Here is a 15,530-nt window from a genome sequence, read left to right as displayed (position 1 = left end):
TCAGTGACCACTGTGTCAGCGGCGCCGACCCCAGTGCCGGACCACCGCCCGCGTCCCGGCCGCACTGAACAAGGAGCCACGCAACAGCTCGTGCCACGCCCGGACCCGGCTGGGATCGTGCGTCCGGCCCAGGGCCTCGTCGGCGTCGCGCAGGATCCCCACGGCACGGTGCAGCACGTCGCCGGAGGTGTAGCCGTTGCGCCGCCAGCCGACGATCCACAGGTCACCGCGGGCCACGAAGACCCCGAGCTCGTCGTGCACCTCGTGCTGAGCCACCACGGGCACCTCGCAGACGTGGTGCAGCACCCGCAGGACGCTCTCCCACGCAGACTCCGACGCGGCGTCGGACAGCTGCAGGGCCTCGAGCAACCGCGGCGCCCCTCGCCGACGTCGCGCAGCGAGCCGGATCTCGTCCCGGGTCACCCGCAGTCCCGACACCTCGACGTACGCCGGCGCGACCGGGTGCCTGGTCACCACCAGCTCGCGACGCCGCACCCGCGGGCCGGTGCGCGGCATGGCCACGAACACCGGCGTTTCCTCGGGCAGCGGCGGCAGCACGAGCTGCCAGGCGCGCAGGTCCAGGTGCTCGACGTCGCTGTCGCGACGCTGGTGGACGCCGCGACCGATCCGCACCCACTCGCGCTCCCGAACCCGGCCGAGTCGCACGTCGAGCACCGGAGTCGGCTCGCCAGGACTCGCTTGTTCCATCCGCCCAGCCTGCTGCGGGTCGAGTGGGCCACCTGCGTGGTCCAGCACGGGGGTCGGCGCCGCTGACACAGTGGTCACTGCCGACAGGGAAGGGTGGTGCCCAGGTGTCGTGGGTGACCACTCTGTGTCGGGCCGGTCAGGGCCGGCTCCCGGTGGGCGAGATGTCCGAAAACATCACACTGTGTGGCCGCTGACCAGCGAGCCTCCTAGGGTTCGCACCATGACCACACCCGAAGGTGCCGTGGAGGGCGGGCTCGACGAGCCGACCGGCCTCGAGCCGGAGCAGGGCTCGCTGGAGCTGTCCGGCCCGGACGACGACTGGCAGCTGAGCGACTGGGAGAGCGCGACGGCTGCGGTGCTGCGCAAGTCGCGCCGGATGAGCGACGAGGACGCCGACTCCCTCGTGTGGGACAAGCTGACCCGGACGACGCTCGACGACATCCCCGTCGCCCCGCTCGGCACGCGCAGCCTGCTCGACGACCTCGTCACGGCCGGTCGCCCGGCCCGCAGCGGCGACTGGGACGTGCGCGCCCACCTCGCGGCCGGCCCGGAGAAGCTCGGCAACGAGGCGCTGCTCGTCGACCTCGACGGGGGAGTGACCTCGGTGTGGCTCGAGGCCGACGCCGGCACCGACCTGGCCGTGCTCCTCGAGGGCGTGCTGCTCGACCTCGCGCCCGTGGTCCTCGACGCGCCCAGCGCCCCGGTCGCCGTGGCGGAGGCGTTCCTCGCCCACGCCGGCGGGACCGGGCTGGCCGCCGGCACCAACCTGGGCGCCAGCGCCACGGCCACCGACGCCGATCTCGTCGCAGTCGCCCGGCTCGCGCTGGAGCGCGGCCTGCTCGGCGTCGTGGTCGACGGCACCCGGGTCCACGACCGCGGCGCCTCCGACGCCCAGGAGCTCGGCTGGTCGATGGCCGCGGCGGCCCGCGTGCTGCGCGTGCTGACCGCCGCCGGGATGAGCGTCGACGAGGCCGCCGGCCTCGTCGAGCTGCGCTACGCCGTGACCGACGAGCAGTTCGCCTCCATCGCCAAGCTGCGCGCCGCACGTCGCCTCTGGGCGCGCGTCCTCCAGCTCAGCGGCGCCACCACCGGCGTCGGCGCCGAGCCGCAGCGGGTGCACGCCGTGACGAGCCGGCCGATGATGAGCCGCTACGACCCCTGGGTCAACATGCTGCGCACCACCGTGGCCGCGTTCGCCGCCGGTGTCGGCGGTGCCGACTCCGTGACCGTGCTGCCCTTCGACGCCCCGCTCGGGCGCCCGGACGTCTTCGGTCGCCGGATCGCGCGCAACACCTCGCACCTGCTCATCGACGAGTCGCACGTCGCGCACGTGGCCGACCCCGCGGGCGGCTCCTACGCGGTCGAGAAGCTCACCGACGACCTGGCCCTGGCCGCCTGGGAGGTGCTGGGTCGCCTCGACACTCCCGAGGGCCCCGACGAGTCGGCGCTCGAGGAGATGGTGGCCGGCGTCGTCGCGCGGCGCGACCAGCAGGTCGCCACCCGGGAGCGCCCGTTGACCGGGCTGACCGAGTTCCCGAACCTGGGCGAGACGCTGCCCGAGCGCGAGCCGTACGACGGCTGGCAGGGCGTGCGCTCCTACGGCGAGGCCTTCGAGGCGCTGCGGGACGAGCCGCCCGCGGCCCCGGTCTTCCTGGCCACCCTCGGTCCGGTGGCGGCACACACCGCCCGGGCCACCTTCGCGACCAACCTGCTCGCGGCCGGCGGCGTGGCCGTCGACGTGGCCGGACCCACCAGCGGCCCCGACGACGTCGTGGCCGTCCACAGCGGTCAGCGCGTCGTCTGCCTGGCCGGTGCCGACGCGACGTACGACGAGTGGGGCCAGGCCGCGGCCGAGGCGCTGCGCGCCGCGGGCGCCACCCACGTGGTGGTGGCCGGCAAGGCCCGCGAGTGGTCCGACGACTCCTGCGCGACGGGCCTCGACGCCCTCGCGTTCCTCACCCGCACCCGGAAGGCCCTCCAGTGACCGTCCCGTCCAGCTTCTCCGGTCTCCCGCTCGTCGGTGACGGCGGCGCCGCGCCCGTCCCCGCGCCCACCGGCGGCCAGGTCTGGAGCGCCCCCGAGGGCATCGACGTCCAGCCGTCGTACGGCCCCGAGGACATCGCCGGCCTCGACGCGCTCGACACCCTCCCCGGCCTGAGCCCGTTCCTGCGCGGGCCCTACCCGACGATGTACACGACCCAGCCGTGGACGGTGCGCCAGTACGCCGGATTCTCGACCGCCGAGGAGTCCAACGCGTTCTACCGGCGCAACCTCGCGGCCGGTCAGAAGGGCCTCTCGGTCGCCTTCGACCTGGCCACCCACCGCGGCTACGACTCCGACCACCCGCGGGTGCGCGGGGACGTCGGGATGGCCGGCGTCGCGATCGACTCGATCTACGACGCCCGCCAGCTCTTCGACGGCATCCCGCTGGACAAGATGTCGGTCTCGATGACCATGAACGGCGCCGTGCTGCCGGTGCTGGCGCTCTACATCGCAGCCGCCGAGGAGCAGGGGGTGGCGCCCGAGCAGCTCGCGGGGACCATCCAGAACGACATCCTCAAGGAGTTCATGGTCCGCAACACCTACATCTACCCGCCGGCGCCGTCGATGCGGATCATCTCCGACATCTTCAGCTACACCGCCGCGAAGATGCCCCGCTTCAACTCCATCTCGATCTCCGGCTACCACATCCAGGAGGCCGGGGCGACGAACGACCTCGAGCTGGCCTACACGCTGGCCGACGGCGTCGAGTACATCCGTGCCGGCCTCGAGACCGGGATGAGCATCGACCAGTTCGCCCCGCGGCTCTCGTTCTTCTGGGCCATCGGGATGAACTTCTACATGGAGGTCGCCAAGATGCGCGCGGCCCGGGCGCTGTGGGCGCGGCTGGTGCGCCAGTTCGACCCGCAGAACCCCAAGTCGCTCTCGCTGCGCACCCACTCGCAGACGTCGGGCTGGAGCCTGACCGCGCAGGACGTCTACAACAACGTCGGGCGCACCTGCATCGAGGCGATGGCCTCCACCCAGGGCCACACGCAGTCGCTGCACACCAACGCCCTCGACGAGGCGATCGCGCTGCCGACCGACTTCTCGGCCCGCATCGCCCGCAACACCCAGCTGCTGCTGCAGCAGGAGAGCGGCACCACCGGCACCATCGACCCGTGGGCCGGCTCGTACTACGTCGAGCGGCTGACCCACGACCTCGCCGAGCGCGCCTGGGCCCACATCCAGGAGGCCGAGGCGGCCGGCGGCATGGCCAAGGCCATCGAGCAGGGCATCCCGAAGATGCGCATCGAGGAGGCGGCCGCGCGCACCCAGGCCCGCCTGGACTCGGGGTCGCAGAAGCTGATCGGCGTCAACACCTACCGCCTCGCCGCGGAGGACAAGCTCGACGTGCTGCGCGTCGACAACGACGACGTCTACCGCCAGCAGATCGCCAAGCTGGAGCGCCTGCGCGCCGAGCGCGACGACGAGGCGGTGCGCACCAGCCTCGAGGCGCTGACGCGCTCGGCCGAGCACGGCCCGCGCCAGGGCTCCCTGGAGGGCAACCTGCTCGCGCTGGCCGTCGACGCGGCCCGTGCCAAGGCGACCGTCGGGGAGATCTCGGACGCGCTCGAGAAGGTCTACGGGCGCCACCAGGCCGTCATCCGTACGATCAGCGGCGTGTTCCGCGACGAGTCCGCCAGCGCCGGTGAGGGCGGCAGCAAGGTCACCGAGGTGCTGGCGGCCACCGAGGCCTTCGAGGAGGCCGAGGGGCGCCGTCCGCGCATCCTGGTCGCGAAGATGGGCCAGGACGGTCACGACCGCGGCCAGAAGGTCATCGTGTCCGCATTCGCCGACATGGGCTTCGACGTCGACGTGGGGCCGCTGTTCTCCACCCCCGAGGAGGTCGCCCAGCAGGCGGTCGACGCCGACGTGCACATCGTCGGGGTCAGCTCGCTGGCCGCGGGCCACCTCACGCTGCTGCCGGCGCTGCGCACCGCGCTCGCCGAGCAGGGCCGACCCGACATCATGGTCGTGATCGGTGGCGTGATCCCGCCCGACGACGTCTCGACCCTGCTCGAGATGGGTGCCGCCGAGGTCTTCCTGCCCGGCACCGTCATCGCGCAGTCGGCGCTGTCGCTGCTGGCCAAGCTGCGCGAGCAGCTCGGGCACTGAGCCACGTGTCGGGACTCGGGGACGCGCCCGGCCCGGAGGATCGCGTCGCGATGCTCGTCGAGGGCATCCGGCAGCGACGCCGGGCGGCGGTCTCGCAGGCCATCACCCTCGTCGAGTCCTCGAAGCCCCAGCACCGGCTCCAGGCGCGGGAGCTGCTGACGGCCCTGAGCGACGACTCCGGCGGCGCCGAGGTCGTGCGGGTCGGGATCTCGGGCGTGCCCGGGGTCGGCAAGTCCACCTTCATCGAGTCCCTCGGGAGCCGGTTGACCGCCCAGGGCCACCGGGTCGGGGTGCTGGCGGTCGACCCGTCCAGCGTCCGCACCGGTGGCTCGGTGCTGGGCGACAAGACCCGGATGGGTCGCCTGGCCACCGATCCCCACGCCTTCGTGCGGCCCTCGCCGTCGGCGGGCACGCTGGGCGGTGTCGCGCGCGCCACCGTGCAGGCGATGGCCGTGCTCGAGGCCGCCGGCTACGACGTCATCCTCGTGGAGACCGTCGGCGTCGGGCAGTCCGAGATCACCGTCGCCGGCATGGTCGACACCTTCCTGTTCCTCACCCTCGCCCGCACCGGCGACCAGCTCCAGGGCATCAAGAAGGGCATCCTGGAGATCGCCGACGTGATCGCGGTCAACAAGGCCGACGGCGACCGCGCCCAGGAGGCCCGGGTCGCGGCCCGCGACCTGGCGGGCGCGATGCGGATGGTGCGCGGCAAGGGGGAGTGGGCACCGCCCGTGGTCACCTGCTCGGGCCTCGAGGACGTCGGCGTCGACGACCTGTGGGACCGGGTGGTGGCCCACCGCGAGCACCTCGGGGCCGACGGGCTCGCCGGGAAGCGGGCCGAGCAGCAGCTCGACTTCACCTGGGCGATGGTGCGCGACGAGCTCGAGCAGCGGCTGCGTCTCTCACCGGGGGTCCGCGGGGTCCGCGAGGAGATCCGGGCCGCGGTCCTGGCCGGCGACCTGCCCGCCACGGTCGCCGCCGACCGGGTGCTCGCGGCGTACGACGCCGACCCGCGGTAGGACAGATACCGACAACCGGGTATGCCCGTCAGGGTGTCGCGGGCGCACGATCGTCCTTTACTTCCAGTGGAGGCTGCCATGCGCTCGATCATGTTGTCCCTGACCGCCGGCCCAGCGCTCGCAGCGCTGGCCGCCGGGTCACTGCTGTCCCCGGTCGTCGCCGGGCCCTCCGCGGGGGATCCCGCGGCCCGTCCGGTGGTGCACGGACTCACCAGCCCGCTCAGCCTCGCGGTGACCGACGACGGCACGGTCTACGTGTCGCAGAACTTCGCCGGCCTGCTGATGCGGCGCCTGCCCGGCAAGAAGGCGCAGGTGATCGCCTCGGTGGCCAAGGGCGGCGAGGCGGGTGCGGTCTCGGTGCGCGGCGGCGCGGTGACCTACGCCGTCTCGCGCGGTCACAACGAGGTCGGCAAGATCCGACGCATCGATGCCCAGGGCCGCGACCGGGGGGTGGCGGACCTCGGCAAGCACGAGCGGAGGAGCAACCCTGACGGGGACGTGACCTACGGGTTCCGTGGCATCTCCAAGAGCTGTGCTGCGAAGCTCCCCAAGCAGGTGGGGCCGGCGACCTACACCGGGTCGGTCGAGACCCACCCGTACGCCACGACGAGCGCCCCGGGGGTGACCTACGTGGCCGACGCGGGGGCGAACGCGGTGCTGGCGATCAGTGGTCACAAGGTCTCCACGGTGGCGGTCATCCCGCCTGCGGTCACCGAGATCACCAAGGCGCGGGCGAAGGCCAACGGTCTGCCCGGCTGCACGGTGGGGCTGGACTACCGCTTCGAGTCGGTGCCCACCGATGTCGAGATCGGCCCCGGCGGACAGCTCTACGTCTCGTCGCTGCCCGGTGGTCCGGAGGACGGCAGCGTCGGCAGGCTGGGAGCGGTGTACGTCGTCGACCCGGCCAGCGGCACCACCGAGCGGCTGGCGCGGGGGCTGGTCTCCGCGACCGGCCTGGCGGTGGACCCCGGGGGCGACGTCTACGTGTCCGAGCTCTTCAAGAACCGGATCTCGCGGATCGCCGACGGGTCCTCGAAGGCCAAGACCTGGCGCAAGGTCACCATGCCGGGCGACCTCGAGATCTCGGGCGGTCGGCTGTGGGCCACGACCGACGTGCTGAAGGGGACCGGGCCGGGCCAACGCCCGGGCGGCAAGGTCCGGAGCTTCCCGCTGGGCTGAGGTCGGTGGCCGCTCCACTAGCCTGGGGCCGATGTCCACCGACGCCCAGCTCGACGCCGCCCGCGACGCCCGACTCCACGACCTCATCCGGGACGAGGTGGAGTCGGGCGCCGAGGCGCTGGTCGCGCTGCGCCGTGACCTGCACGCCCATCCCGAGCTGTCGTGGCACGAGACCCGGACCACCGCCGCGGTCGCCGAGCGCGTGGAGGCGCTGGGGTGGCGGGTGGAGCGGCTGCCGGGCTCCGGGCTCGTCGCCGACCTGGGCGAGCGCCGGGCGGGCCCGGTCGTGGGCCTGCGCGCCGACCTCGACGCCCTGCCGATCCAGGAGACCACCGGGGATCCGTGGTCGAGCACCGTGCCGGGCGTCGCGCACGCCTGCGGTCACGACGTGCACACCACGGCTCTCGTCGGCGCAGCGGCAGCACTGGCCCGGGTGCACACCGAGGGCATGCTCCCCGGCCGGGTGCGTCTGTTCTTCCAGCCGGCCGAGGAGGTGATGCCCGGGGGAGCCGTGCGACTCCTGGGCCTGGGCCTCCTCGACGAGGTCGACCGGGTCTTCGCGCTGCACTGCGACCCCGGTGTCGACGTCGGGCAGGTGGGCCTGCGCCTCGGCCCGATGACCAGCGCCGCCGACCAGGTCGACGTGCGCCTCGAGGGCACCGGCGGACACACCTCGCGCCCGCACCTGACCGGCGACCTGACGTTCGCGCTGGCCAAGGTGACCACCGAGGTCCCGGCGATCCTCTCGCGTCGCTTCGACCCCCGCGCCGGGGTCTCGGTCGTGTGGGGCCGCATCCAGGCCGGCTCGGCGCCCAACGTGATCCCCGAGCGGGGCCTGCTGTCCGGCACGGTGCGGATCCTCGACGCCGTCGCCTGGGCCGACGCCGAGAAGATGGTCCGCGAGCTGGTCCACGAGATCGTGCGCCCCTACGGCGTCACCGCCCACGTCGACTACACCCGGGGGGTGCCCCCGGTGGTCAACGAGGCCGTGTCCAACTCGATGCTGGCCGACGCCGTCGCCTCGGTCCTGGGGCCCGACGGTCGCGTGGTGGCACCGCAGAGCCTGGGCGGGGAGGACTTCGGCTGGTACGTCGACGAGGTGCCCGGCGCCATGATGCGGCTGGGCACGCGCACCCCGGGGGGAGCGACGTACGACCTGCACCAGGGCGACCTGCGCATCGACGAGCGCGCGATCGCGATCGGCGCCCGGCTGCTCGCCGAGGTCGCCGTCCGCGCGAACGCTCAGCCCTTGCGGTAGGGCACTCCCACCGCCGCTGGAGCACGGGACCGCCCGACGAGCCCGGCCACGGCGAACACCGTCACGACGTAGGGCATCATCAGCATGAACTCGCTCGGCACCGGCGAACCGATGACCGAGAGCACGCCCTGCAGGTTCGAGGCGAACCCGAAGAGCAGCGCCGCCAGGGTGGCCCGGATGGGGTCCCACTTGCCGAAGATCACTGCGGCCAGCGCGATGTAGCCCGCTCCACCGGTCATCTCGCGGTTGAACTGCGAGACCGAGACCAGCGTGTAGAACGCACCACCGGCCCCGGCGGTCGCCCCCGCGATGATCAGGGTGCGGTAGCGGGTCCGGGTCACGTTGATGCCGACGGTGTCGGCGGCCTGGGGGTGCTCGCCCACGGCGCGCACGCGCAGGCCCCACCGGGTGCGGTAGAGCATGAAGGTCACGACCGCGACCGCGATGTAGAGCAGGTAGACCAGGATCGACTGGCGGAAGAGGATCGGGCCCACCAACGGGATCTCGCCGAGCACCGGGATCGACAGTGGCCGGAACCGCGGCGGGCTGTTGAGGGAGGCCGCGTTGGGCGCCAGGACCTGCGAGAACATGAAGCTGGTCAGGCCGATGATCAGCACGTTGAGGACCACGCCCACGATGACCTGGTCGACGAAGTAGCTGATCGCGAAGACGCCCAGCACCAGGCCCACCAGGGCCCCGGCGACCATGGCACCCAGGAGACCGGCCCAGGCCGAGCCGACGACCGAGCCGACCAGGGCGGCGGCGAACGCGCCGGCGAGCAGCTGGCCGTCGATGGCGATGTTGACCACGCCGACCCGCTCACCCAGCACGCCGCCGAGCGCGCCGAAGACGAGCGGCACGGCGAGGGCCAGCGCACCGGCCAGCAGGCCGACGACCGGCAGGGTGGCGCCTGCGGCGGCCCAGGCCAGGAAACCGATCATGGCGATGATGCTGAACGAGACCGGGACCCACGCAGGGGTCTTGCGGCGCGCGAGGTAGCGACGCGTCGCCTCGGCGGTGCACAGGAGCATCAGCACGACCGAGAGCCAGGCGGTGGCCTCCGCCGGGACGGTGATGTCGGGCAGCTGCAGGACGTCGCGGCGGGTGGAGATGCGGAACGTGGTGTCGCCGCTCTGCGAGCCGATCGCGATCGCGGCGCCGAGCAGCAGCGTCACGACGCCCAGCAGGATGGGGATCTTGGGGGTCAGGACCGTGCGGCCCGTGGTCGTGGGCTCGGTTGCCTGCGTGCTCACTTGGCCTCCTGGGCGGGCAGGCGGAACATCGCGCGCACCAACGGGGGCGCGGCGATGAACAGCACGATGAGGGACTGGATGACGAGCACGATGTCGACCGGGATGCCCTCGGAGGCCTGCATCGAGAACCCTCCGGCCTTGAAGGCCCCGAACAGCAGCCCGGCCCCGAGCACGCCCACGGGGTGCGAGCGGCCGAGGAGAGCGACGGTGATGGCGTCGAACCCGATGCCGGCGTCGAGGTCGACGGTGACGCCGCTGGTGGTCGTGCCGAGGATCTGGTTGGCGCCGGCCATGCCCACGAGGGCGCCGGCGATGAGCATGGCCACCACGTAGGTGCGCCCGACATCGATGCCGGCCGTCCGCGCGGCATGCGGGTTGGCTCCGACGGCGCGGAAGCGGAAGCCGAGCGCCGAGCGGTTGAGCAGCCACCACACGACGACGACCGAGACCAGGGCCAGGATGAGACCCGCGTGCAGGTTGAACCGCTGGCCCAGCAGGTCGGGGAGGATCGCTGAGTCCTGCACCGGCAACGACTTGGGGTTGATCGACCCGGGGGCCTGCAGCAGGCTCTGGCGGGAGAGGGCGTAGAAGAGCAGGTAGAACGCCACGTAGTTGAGCATGATCGTGACGATCACCTCGTGCGCCCCGGTGCGGGCCTTCAAGAGCCCGGCCAGACCTGCCCACAGCGCACCGGCGAGCATGCCGGCGATCGTGGCTGCGGCCAGGTGCAGCGGGAACGGCAGGTCGACGTTGATGCCGACCCAGCCTGCGGCCGCACCGGCCAGGAGCATCTGGCCCCGTCCACCGATGTTGAACAGCCCGGCCCGGAAGGCCAGCCCCACACCGAGGCCGGCCATGATCAGGGGGGAGGCGAACTTCAGGGTCTCGGTGAGCGGCCGGATCTGGGCGGCGAAGTCGGCGCCGCGCGAGTTGTAGACGGAGCCGCGGAACAGGGCGCTGTAGGCGCCGGAGATCGCCCGCCAGGCGGCCTCGAGGAAGTCGCCGGGGCGGGAGAAGACGTACCCGGACGTCTCGCGGACGGTCTCGTCGGTGATCAGCACCAGCAGCGAGCCGATGACCACCGCCATCAGGACCGACAGGAACGCCACGAGCGCGTTGCCGGTGGTGATCGCCCGGGCGGCGTCGTGCCAGCGGCTCGGGGTCTCCGGCGGGGGCTCGGGCGTCTCGAGGGTGCTCGACCCGGGGCCGGGCGTGGTGATGCCGGCCGTGGTGTCGGTGGGGCCCGGGATGCCCTGGGTCTCGCCTCCGGTCGGCTGGTCCTCGGGGCGACTCATGCGACAGCTCCTGTGGGTCGTTCACCGGTCATCATCAGGCCCAGCACCGCACGAGGCGTGTCGGCCGGCACGATGCCGACGATGCGGCCCCGGAAGAGGACCATGATCCGGTCGGCGAGCGCGACGACCTCGTCGAGCTCGGTGGAGACGACCAGCACGGGCACGCCCGCGTCGCGGGTGGCCACGATCTGCTGGTGGATGAACTCGATGGAGCCGACGTCGACGCCCCGGGTGGGCTGGGCCGCGACGAGCAGCCGCAGCTCGCGCGAGAGCTCGCGGGCCACGACGACCTTCTGCTGGTTGCCGCCCGACAGGTTGCCCGCCGGGGTGGTGATCCCCGGTGCGCGCACGTCGTACTGCTCGAGCTTCTCCTCGGCGAAGGCCTGCAGCGCCGAGAGCTGCAGCGATCCGTGTCGCACGAAGGGGGCGTCGAAGCTGCGGTCCAGCATCAGGTTCTCGGCGATCGTGAACGACCCGACCAGGCCGTCGACCTGCCGGTCCTCGGGGACGAAGCCGACCCCGGCGTCGAGGACGTCGCGGACCTTGCGGCCCACGAGCTCCTGGCCGTCGAGGAGGATCGAGCCCTCGACGTGGTCCTGCAGGCCGAGCAGGGCCTCGGTGAGCTCGGTCTGGCCGTTGCCCTGGACCCCGGCGACGGCGAGGATCTCGCCGGCCCGGACCTCGAAGCTGATGTCGTCGACGTGGACGAGCCCGGCGGAGTCGAAGACGCTGAGCCCGTCGACCACGAGCGCGGTCCCACCCAGCTCGGGGTCCTGCTTGTCGACCGTGAGCTCGACCGGGCGACCGACCATCATCGCGGCGAGCTCGGCGTTGCTGGCCGCGGGATCCGCCTCGCCGACGACGGTGCCGCGGCGGATGACGGTGATGCGGTCCGCGACCTCGCGGACCTCGCGGAGCTTGTGGGTGATGAAGACGATGGCGGCGCCGGAGCGGCGCAGCTCGCGCATGATCTCCATCAGCTCGTCGGTCTCCTGCGGGGTCAGCACGGCGGTCGGCTCGTCGAAGACGAGGACCTTGGCGTCGCGGGAGAGGACCTTGATGATCTCGACGCGCTGCTGGACCCCCACCGGCAGATCGCCCACCACGGCGTCGGGGTCGACGTGGAAGCCGAAGCGGTCGGAGATCTCGCGGACCCGGGCGCGGGCGGCCTCGAGGTCCAGGGAGCCGGCGAAGCCGGTCTGCTCGTTACCGAGCATGACGTTCTCGGCCACGGTGAAGACGGGCACGAGCATGAAGTGCTGGTGGACCATCCCGATGCCGGCGGCGATCGCGTCGCCGGGCCCGGTGAAGTGCTGGACCTCACCGTCGAGGACGATCTCGCCCCCGTCGGCGCGGTAGAGGCCGTAGAGGACGTTCATCAGGGTGGACTTGCCTGCTCCGTTCTCACCGAGCAGGCAGTGGATCTCACCGCCCTCGACGGTCAGCGAGATCCGGTCGTTGGCGACCAGGGAGCCGAAGCGCTTGGTCACCTCGCGTAGCGCCAGTTGCATGGGTCAGTCCTCGCGACACAGTTGCGGAGGGGCGGGGCCCCGGGACGTGCTGGTGGGGGAGGCAGCCGGAGCGACCTCCCCCACCGGTGGTGCGTCAGCCCAGGTAGGACTCGACGGTGATGGACCCGTCGATGATGCCCGCCTTGACCTGCTCGAGCTCGTCGGCGAGGGAGTCGGAGACCTTGTCCTCGAAGTTGTGGAACGGGGCCAGGCTCACGCCCTCGTTCTCCAGGGTGCCGACGTACTGCTCGGCATCGAAGCTGCCCTCGCTGGCGGCCATGACGACGTCGTACGTCGACACGTCCATGCCCTTCTGGATCGAGGTCAGGATCAGGTCCTGGGTCGCCGGGTCGGTCTCGAACTGGTCAGCGTCCACGCCGACCATCGCGATGTCGCGACCGGAGTCGGCGATCGCGGTCAGGGCGCCCTGGTAGATGGGCCCGCCGACGGGGAGGATGACGTCGACGTCCTGGTCGATGAGCTGCTTGGCGGTGTTGGTCGCCTTCTCGTTGGCCTCGAAGCCACCGGTGAAGGAACCGTTCTTGCCGTCCCAGCCGACGACCTTGACCTTGGCGTCCTTCTGCTCGTTGTAGTACTCCACGCCCTGGCGGAAGCCGTCCATGAAGATGGTGACGGTCGGGAAGGGCTGGCCACCGTAGGTGCCCACGACGCCGGTCTTGCTGTAGTCGGCGGCCGCGTAGCCGGCGAGGAACGCCGCCTGGGCGGTGTCGTAGAGCAGCGGCTTGACGTTGTCGGCGTCCTTCGTGCCGTCGAAGTCGGTGTCGGCCGCGTCGTCGATGAGGGCGTACTGCATCTCCGGGTTGGCGTTGGCGGACTCCACCGTCGCGGAGGAGAGCGCGAAGCCCACGGCCACGATGATGTCGCAGCCCTCGGCGACCAGGCTGTCGAGGTTCGGGCCGTAGTCGTTCTCGCTGTTCGACTCGACACCCTTCTCCGTGGTGCCGATCTCGGCGGCGGCCTTCTGCACGCCCTCGAAGCTGAGCTGGTTGAACGACTTGTCGTCGAAGCCGCCCGCGTCGGAGACGATGCAGGGGAGGAAGTCACTCGACCCGCTGCTGCCGCTGCTGCTGCTGTCGTTCTCGTCGGGTGCGTCGCCGCAGGCCGCGAGCGCCGTGGTGGCCGCGAGCGCGGCGATGCCGCCGACGACGGTCTTCCTCATCCTGTTCAAGGTCTTCCTCCAGATCTGCGCCCCTCACCTCCGGGGGCGACACGCGGCACGGTAGCCCCTGGCAGAGCCGAGCGGGGTGGCATCGGTGGGGCAATACTCAACAGTTATCGACTTGGGACCTCGTGCCGTGGACCATGGCGGGCCGGGGGCGCCGGGCATGATGGTCCATCCTGGAGCCGCACCAGGGAGACGAGGGAGACGACATGGCACAGACGCCGAGCGCCCACGAGGTCGACGACGACCTCTGGCAGACGCTGCTCGCGGCCGCGCAGGAGGCGATGGGGCGCGCCTACGCGCCGTACTCCCACTACCCGGTGGGCGCCGCCGCGCTGGTCGACGACGGGCGCACCGTCGTGGGCTGCAACGTCGAGAACGCGGCGTACGGCGTGACGCTCTGCGCCGAGTGCGGGCTCGTCAGCCAGCTGCACATCAGCGGGGGCGGACGGCTGACCCACTTCGTGTGCGTCAACCGGGACGGCGCGGTGATCATGCCGTGCGGCAGGTGCCGCCAGCTGCTCTTCGAGAACGGCGGCCGCGACCTGCTGGTCTGGACCGTGTCGGGGGTCCGCCGCATGGACCAGGTGCTGCCCGACGCCTTCGGCCCCGACGACCTGGCCTGAACGACCACCACCCCTCACGAACCACGCGGCCGCGCCGCGCCGGAAGGACAAGATGAGCAAGCACGACGCAGTCGAGGTCATCCACGCCAAGCGGGACGGGCACGGCCTGTCCGACAGCCAGATCGACTGGGTGGTGGATGCCTACACCCGCGGCGACGTGGCCGACGAGCAGATGGCGGCGCTGGCCATGGCGATCCTGCTGCGTGGCATGGACCGCGGCGAGATCAGCCGGTGGACGCAGGCGATGATCGCCTCGGGCGAGCGGATGGACTTCTCCTCGCTGTCGCGCCCCACGGCCGACAAGCACTCCACCGGCGGCGTGGGCGACAAGATCACGCTGCCGCTGGCCCCGTTGGTGGCCGCCTGCGGGGTCGCGGTGCCGCAGTTGTCCGGGCGCGGGCTGGGCCACACCGGCGGCACCCTCGACAAGCTCGAGGCGATCCCCGGCTGGCAGGCCGACCTGTCCAACACCGCCCTGCTCGAGCAGCTCGAGTCGATCGGCGCGGTCATCTGCGCCGCCGGGTCCGAGCTCGCCCCGGCCGACAAGAAGCTCTACGCCCTGCGTGACGTCACCGGCACCGTCGAGGCGATCCCGCTCATCGCCTCCTCGATCATGAGCAAGAAGATCGCCGAGGGCACCGGCGCGCTCGTCCTCGACGTCAAGGTCGGCACCGGGGCGTTCATGAAGTCCCTGGCCGACGCCCGAGAGCTCGCCGAGACGATGGTCGCGCTCGGCACCGACGCCGGCGTCGCCACGGTGGCGCTGCTCACCGACATGTCCACCCCGCTCGGGCTCACCGCCGGCAACGCGATCGAGGTCGCGGAGTCCGTCGACGTGCTCGCCGGCGGCGGTCCCTCCGACGTGGTGGAGCTGACCCTGGCCCTGGCCCGCGAGATGCTCGCCGGTGCCGGGGTCACCGACGTCGACCCCGCCGACAAGCTCGCCGACGGCTCGGCGATGGATGCGTGGAAGGCGATGATCCGCGCGCAGGGCGGCGACCCCGACGCCGCGCTGCCGCAGGCGAAGGAGTCGCACGTGGTGGCTGCCCCGACCTCGGGCGTGCTGACCCGGCTCGACGCGATGGCCGTCGGGATGGCGGCCTGGCGCCTCGGCGCGGGCCGCGCCCGCAAGGAGGACCCCGTGCAGGCCGGCGCCGGCGTCGTGTGGCACGCCCGTCCCGGCGACACCGTCACCGAGGGGCAGCCGCTCTTCACGCTGCTCACCGACGAGCCGGGGCGATTCGACCGGGCGCTGACCTCGCTCGAGGGCGGCTACGACATCGCCGAGGGTGGCAGCGACTTCACCGCCGACCCGCTCATCATCGACCGGGTCGGCTGAC

General features: G+C 72.2%; 12 protein-coding genes. 7 read left to right on the top strand and 5 right to left on the bottom strand.

Annotated features, from left to right (window positions below; translation table 11 throughout):
• Positions 1-15 precede the first annotated feature (15 nt).
• Positions 16-708 carry a hypothetical protein gene (locus I601_RS01225; protein ID WP_157519808.1) on the bottom strand — a complete coding sequence of 231 codons (693 nt, stop codon included), beginning with the start codon at positions 706-708 and terminating at the stop codon, positions 16-18.
• A 220-nt stretch (positions 709-928) separates the two neighbouring features.
• Between I601_RS01225 and I601_RS01220 the strand changes: the two genes are divergently transcribed.
• The 5 genes from I601_RS01220 (at position 929) to I601_RS01200 (ending at position 8,322) form a co-directional block, all read left to right on the top strand.
• A complete protein-coding gene (locus I601_RS01220; protein ID WP_068105368.1) occupies positions 929-2,692 on the top strand; it encodes a methylmalonyl-CoA mutase family protein in 1,764 nt (587 codons plus the stop codon).
• Positions 2,689-4,866, top strand: coding sequence for a methylmalonyl-CoA mutase (gene scpA, locus I601_RS01215; RefSeq protein WP_068105366.1), 2,178 nt, complete (start codon positions 2,689-2,691; stop codon positions 4,864-4,866). The genes I601_RS01220 and scpA overlap by 4 nt, the downstream gene beginning before the upstream one ends.
• Before the next feature lie 50 nt (positions 4,867-4,916).
• Positions 4,917-5,885: a methylmalonyl Co-A mutase-associated GTPase MeaB gene (gene meaB, locus I601_RS01210; protein WP_068105364.1), complete on the top strand. Its 969-nt coding sequence runs from the start codon at positions 4,917-4,919 to the stop codon at positions 5,883-5,885.
• Between the two features lie 78 nt (positions 5,886-5,963).
• The gene (locus I601_RS01205; protein WP_084526993.1) at positions 5,964-7,064 is read left to right on the top strand and encodes a ScyD/ScyE family protein; all 1,101 of its coding nucleotides are present in this window, start codon (positions 5,964-5,966) and stop codon (positions 7,062-7,064) included.
• A 31-nt stretch (positions 7,065-7,095) separates the two neighbouring features.
• Positions 7,096-8,322, top strand: a complete 1,227-nt coding sequence (locus tag I601_RS01200; protein WP_068105362.1) for an amidohydrolase — start codon at positions 7,096-7,098, stop codon at positions 8,320-8,322.
• On the opposite strand, the gene I601_RS01195 is transcribed toward I601_RS01200, so the two are convergent.
• The 4 genes from I601_RS01195 to I601_RS01180 all read right to left on the bottom strand — a co-directional run bounded on the left by I601_RS01195 (position 8,307) and on the right by I601_RS01180 (position 13,561).
• Entirely contained in the window at positions 8,307-9,575 is a 1,269-nt protein-coding gene (locus tag I601_RS01195; protein WP_068105360.1) for an ABC transporter permease, read from the bottom strand. The two genes, I601_RS01200 and I601_RS01195, sit on opposite strands and share 16 nt — an antisense overlap.
• Positions 9,572-10,870, bottom strand: coding sequence for an ABC transporter permease (locus tag I601_RS01190; RefSeq protein WP_084526991.1), 1,299 nt, complete (start codon positions 10,868-10,870; stop codon positions 9,572-9,574). The genes I601_RS01195 and I601_RS01190 overlap by 4 nt, the downstream gene beginning before the upstream one ends.
• On the bottom strand, positions 10,867-12,381 hold the full coding sequence (locus I601_RS01185) for an ABC transporter ATP-binding protein (protein ID WP_068105359.1): 1,515 nt from the start codon (positions 12,379-12,381) through the stop codon (positions 10,867-10,869). The genes I601_RS01190 and I601_RS01185 overlap by 4 nt, the downstream gene beginning before the upstream one ends.
• Positions 12,382-12,475: 94 nt before the next feature.
• Positions 12,476-13,561 carry a BMP family lipoprotein gene (locus tag I601_RS01180; protein WP_068105358.1) on the bottom strand — a complete coding sequence of 362 codons (1,086 nt, stop codon included), beginning with the start codon at positions 13,559-13,561 and terminating at the stop codon, positions 12,476-12,478.
• A 212-nt stretch (positions 13,562-13,773) separates the two neighbouring features.
• Here I601_RS01180 and I601_RS01175 point away from each other — a divergent pair, with 212 nt between their 5' ends.
• Both I601_RS01175 and I601_RS01170 read left to right on the top strand, forming a co-directional pair.
• Positions 13,774-14,190, top strand: coding sequence for a cytidine deaminase (locus tag I601_RS01175; protein ID WP_068105356.1), 417 nt, complete (start codon positions 13,774-13,776; stop codon positions 14,188-14,190).
• Positions 14,191-14,242: 52 nt separating this feature from the next.
• Positions 14,243-15,529 carry a thymidine phosphorylase gene (locus tag I601_RS01170; protein WP_068105353.1) on the top strand — a complete coding sequence of 429 codons (1,287 nt, stop codon included), beginning with the start codon at positions 14,243-14,245 and terminating at the stop codon, positions 15,527-15,529.
• The last annotated feature ends 1 nt before the right edge of the window (position 15,530 follow it).

It is taken from the genome of Nocardioides dokdonensis FR1436, from assembly GCF_001653335.1.
Lineage (GTDB): Bacteria > Actinomycetota > Actinomycetes > Propionibacteriales > Nocardioidaceae > Nocardioides > Nocardioides dokdonensis.
The sequence above is the reverse complement of the archived record's forward strand: the minus strand, read 5'-3'. Positions and strand labels throughout refer to the sequence as shown.

Bases quoted from the DNA above. Each gene is read 5' to 3' on its own strand.
- I601_RS01205 (WP_084526993.1), top strand. From the start codon at position 5,964: ATGCGCTCGATCATGTTGTCCCTGACCGCCGGCCCAGCGCTCGCAGCG.
- I601_RS01225 (WP_157519808.1), bottom strand. From the start codon at position 708: ATGGAACAAGCGAGTCCTGGCGAGCCGACTCCGGTGCTCGACGTGCGA.
- I601_RS01200 (WP_068105362.1), top strand. From the start codon at position 7,096: ATGTCCACCGACGCCCAGCTCGACGCCGCCCGCGACGCCCGACTCCAC.
- I601_RS01185 (WP_068105359.1), bottom strand. From the start codon at position 12,381: ATGCAACTGGCGCTACGCGAGGTGACCAAGCGCTTCGGCTCCCTGGTC.
- meaB (WP_068105364.1), top strand. From the start codon at position 4,917: ATGCTCGTCGAGGGCATCCGGCAGCGACGCCGGGCGGCGGTCTCGCAG.
- I601_RS01170 (WP_068105353.1), top strand. From the start codon at position 14,243: ATGAGCAAGCACGACGCAGTCGAGGTCATCCACGCCAAGCGGGACGGG.
- I601_RS01180 (WP_068105358.1), bottom strand. From the start codon at position 13,561: ATGAGGAAGACCGTCGTCGGCGGCATCGCCGCGCTCGCGGCCACCACG.
- I601_RS01190 (WP_084526991.1), bottom strand. From the start codon at position 10,870: ATGAGTCGCCCCGAGGACCAGCCGACCGGAGGCGAGACCCAGGGCATC.
- I601_RS01220 (WP_068105368.1), top strand. From the start codon at position 929: ATGACCACACCCGAAGGTGCCGTGGAGGGCGGGCTCGACGAGCCGACC.
- I601_RS01175 (WP_068105356.1), top strand. From the start codon at position 13,774: ATGGCACAGACGCCGAGCGCCCACGAGGTCGACGACGACCTCTGGCAG.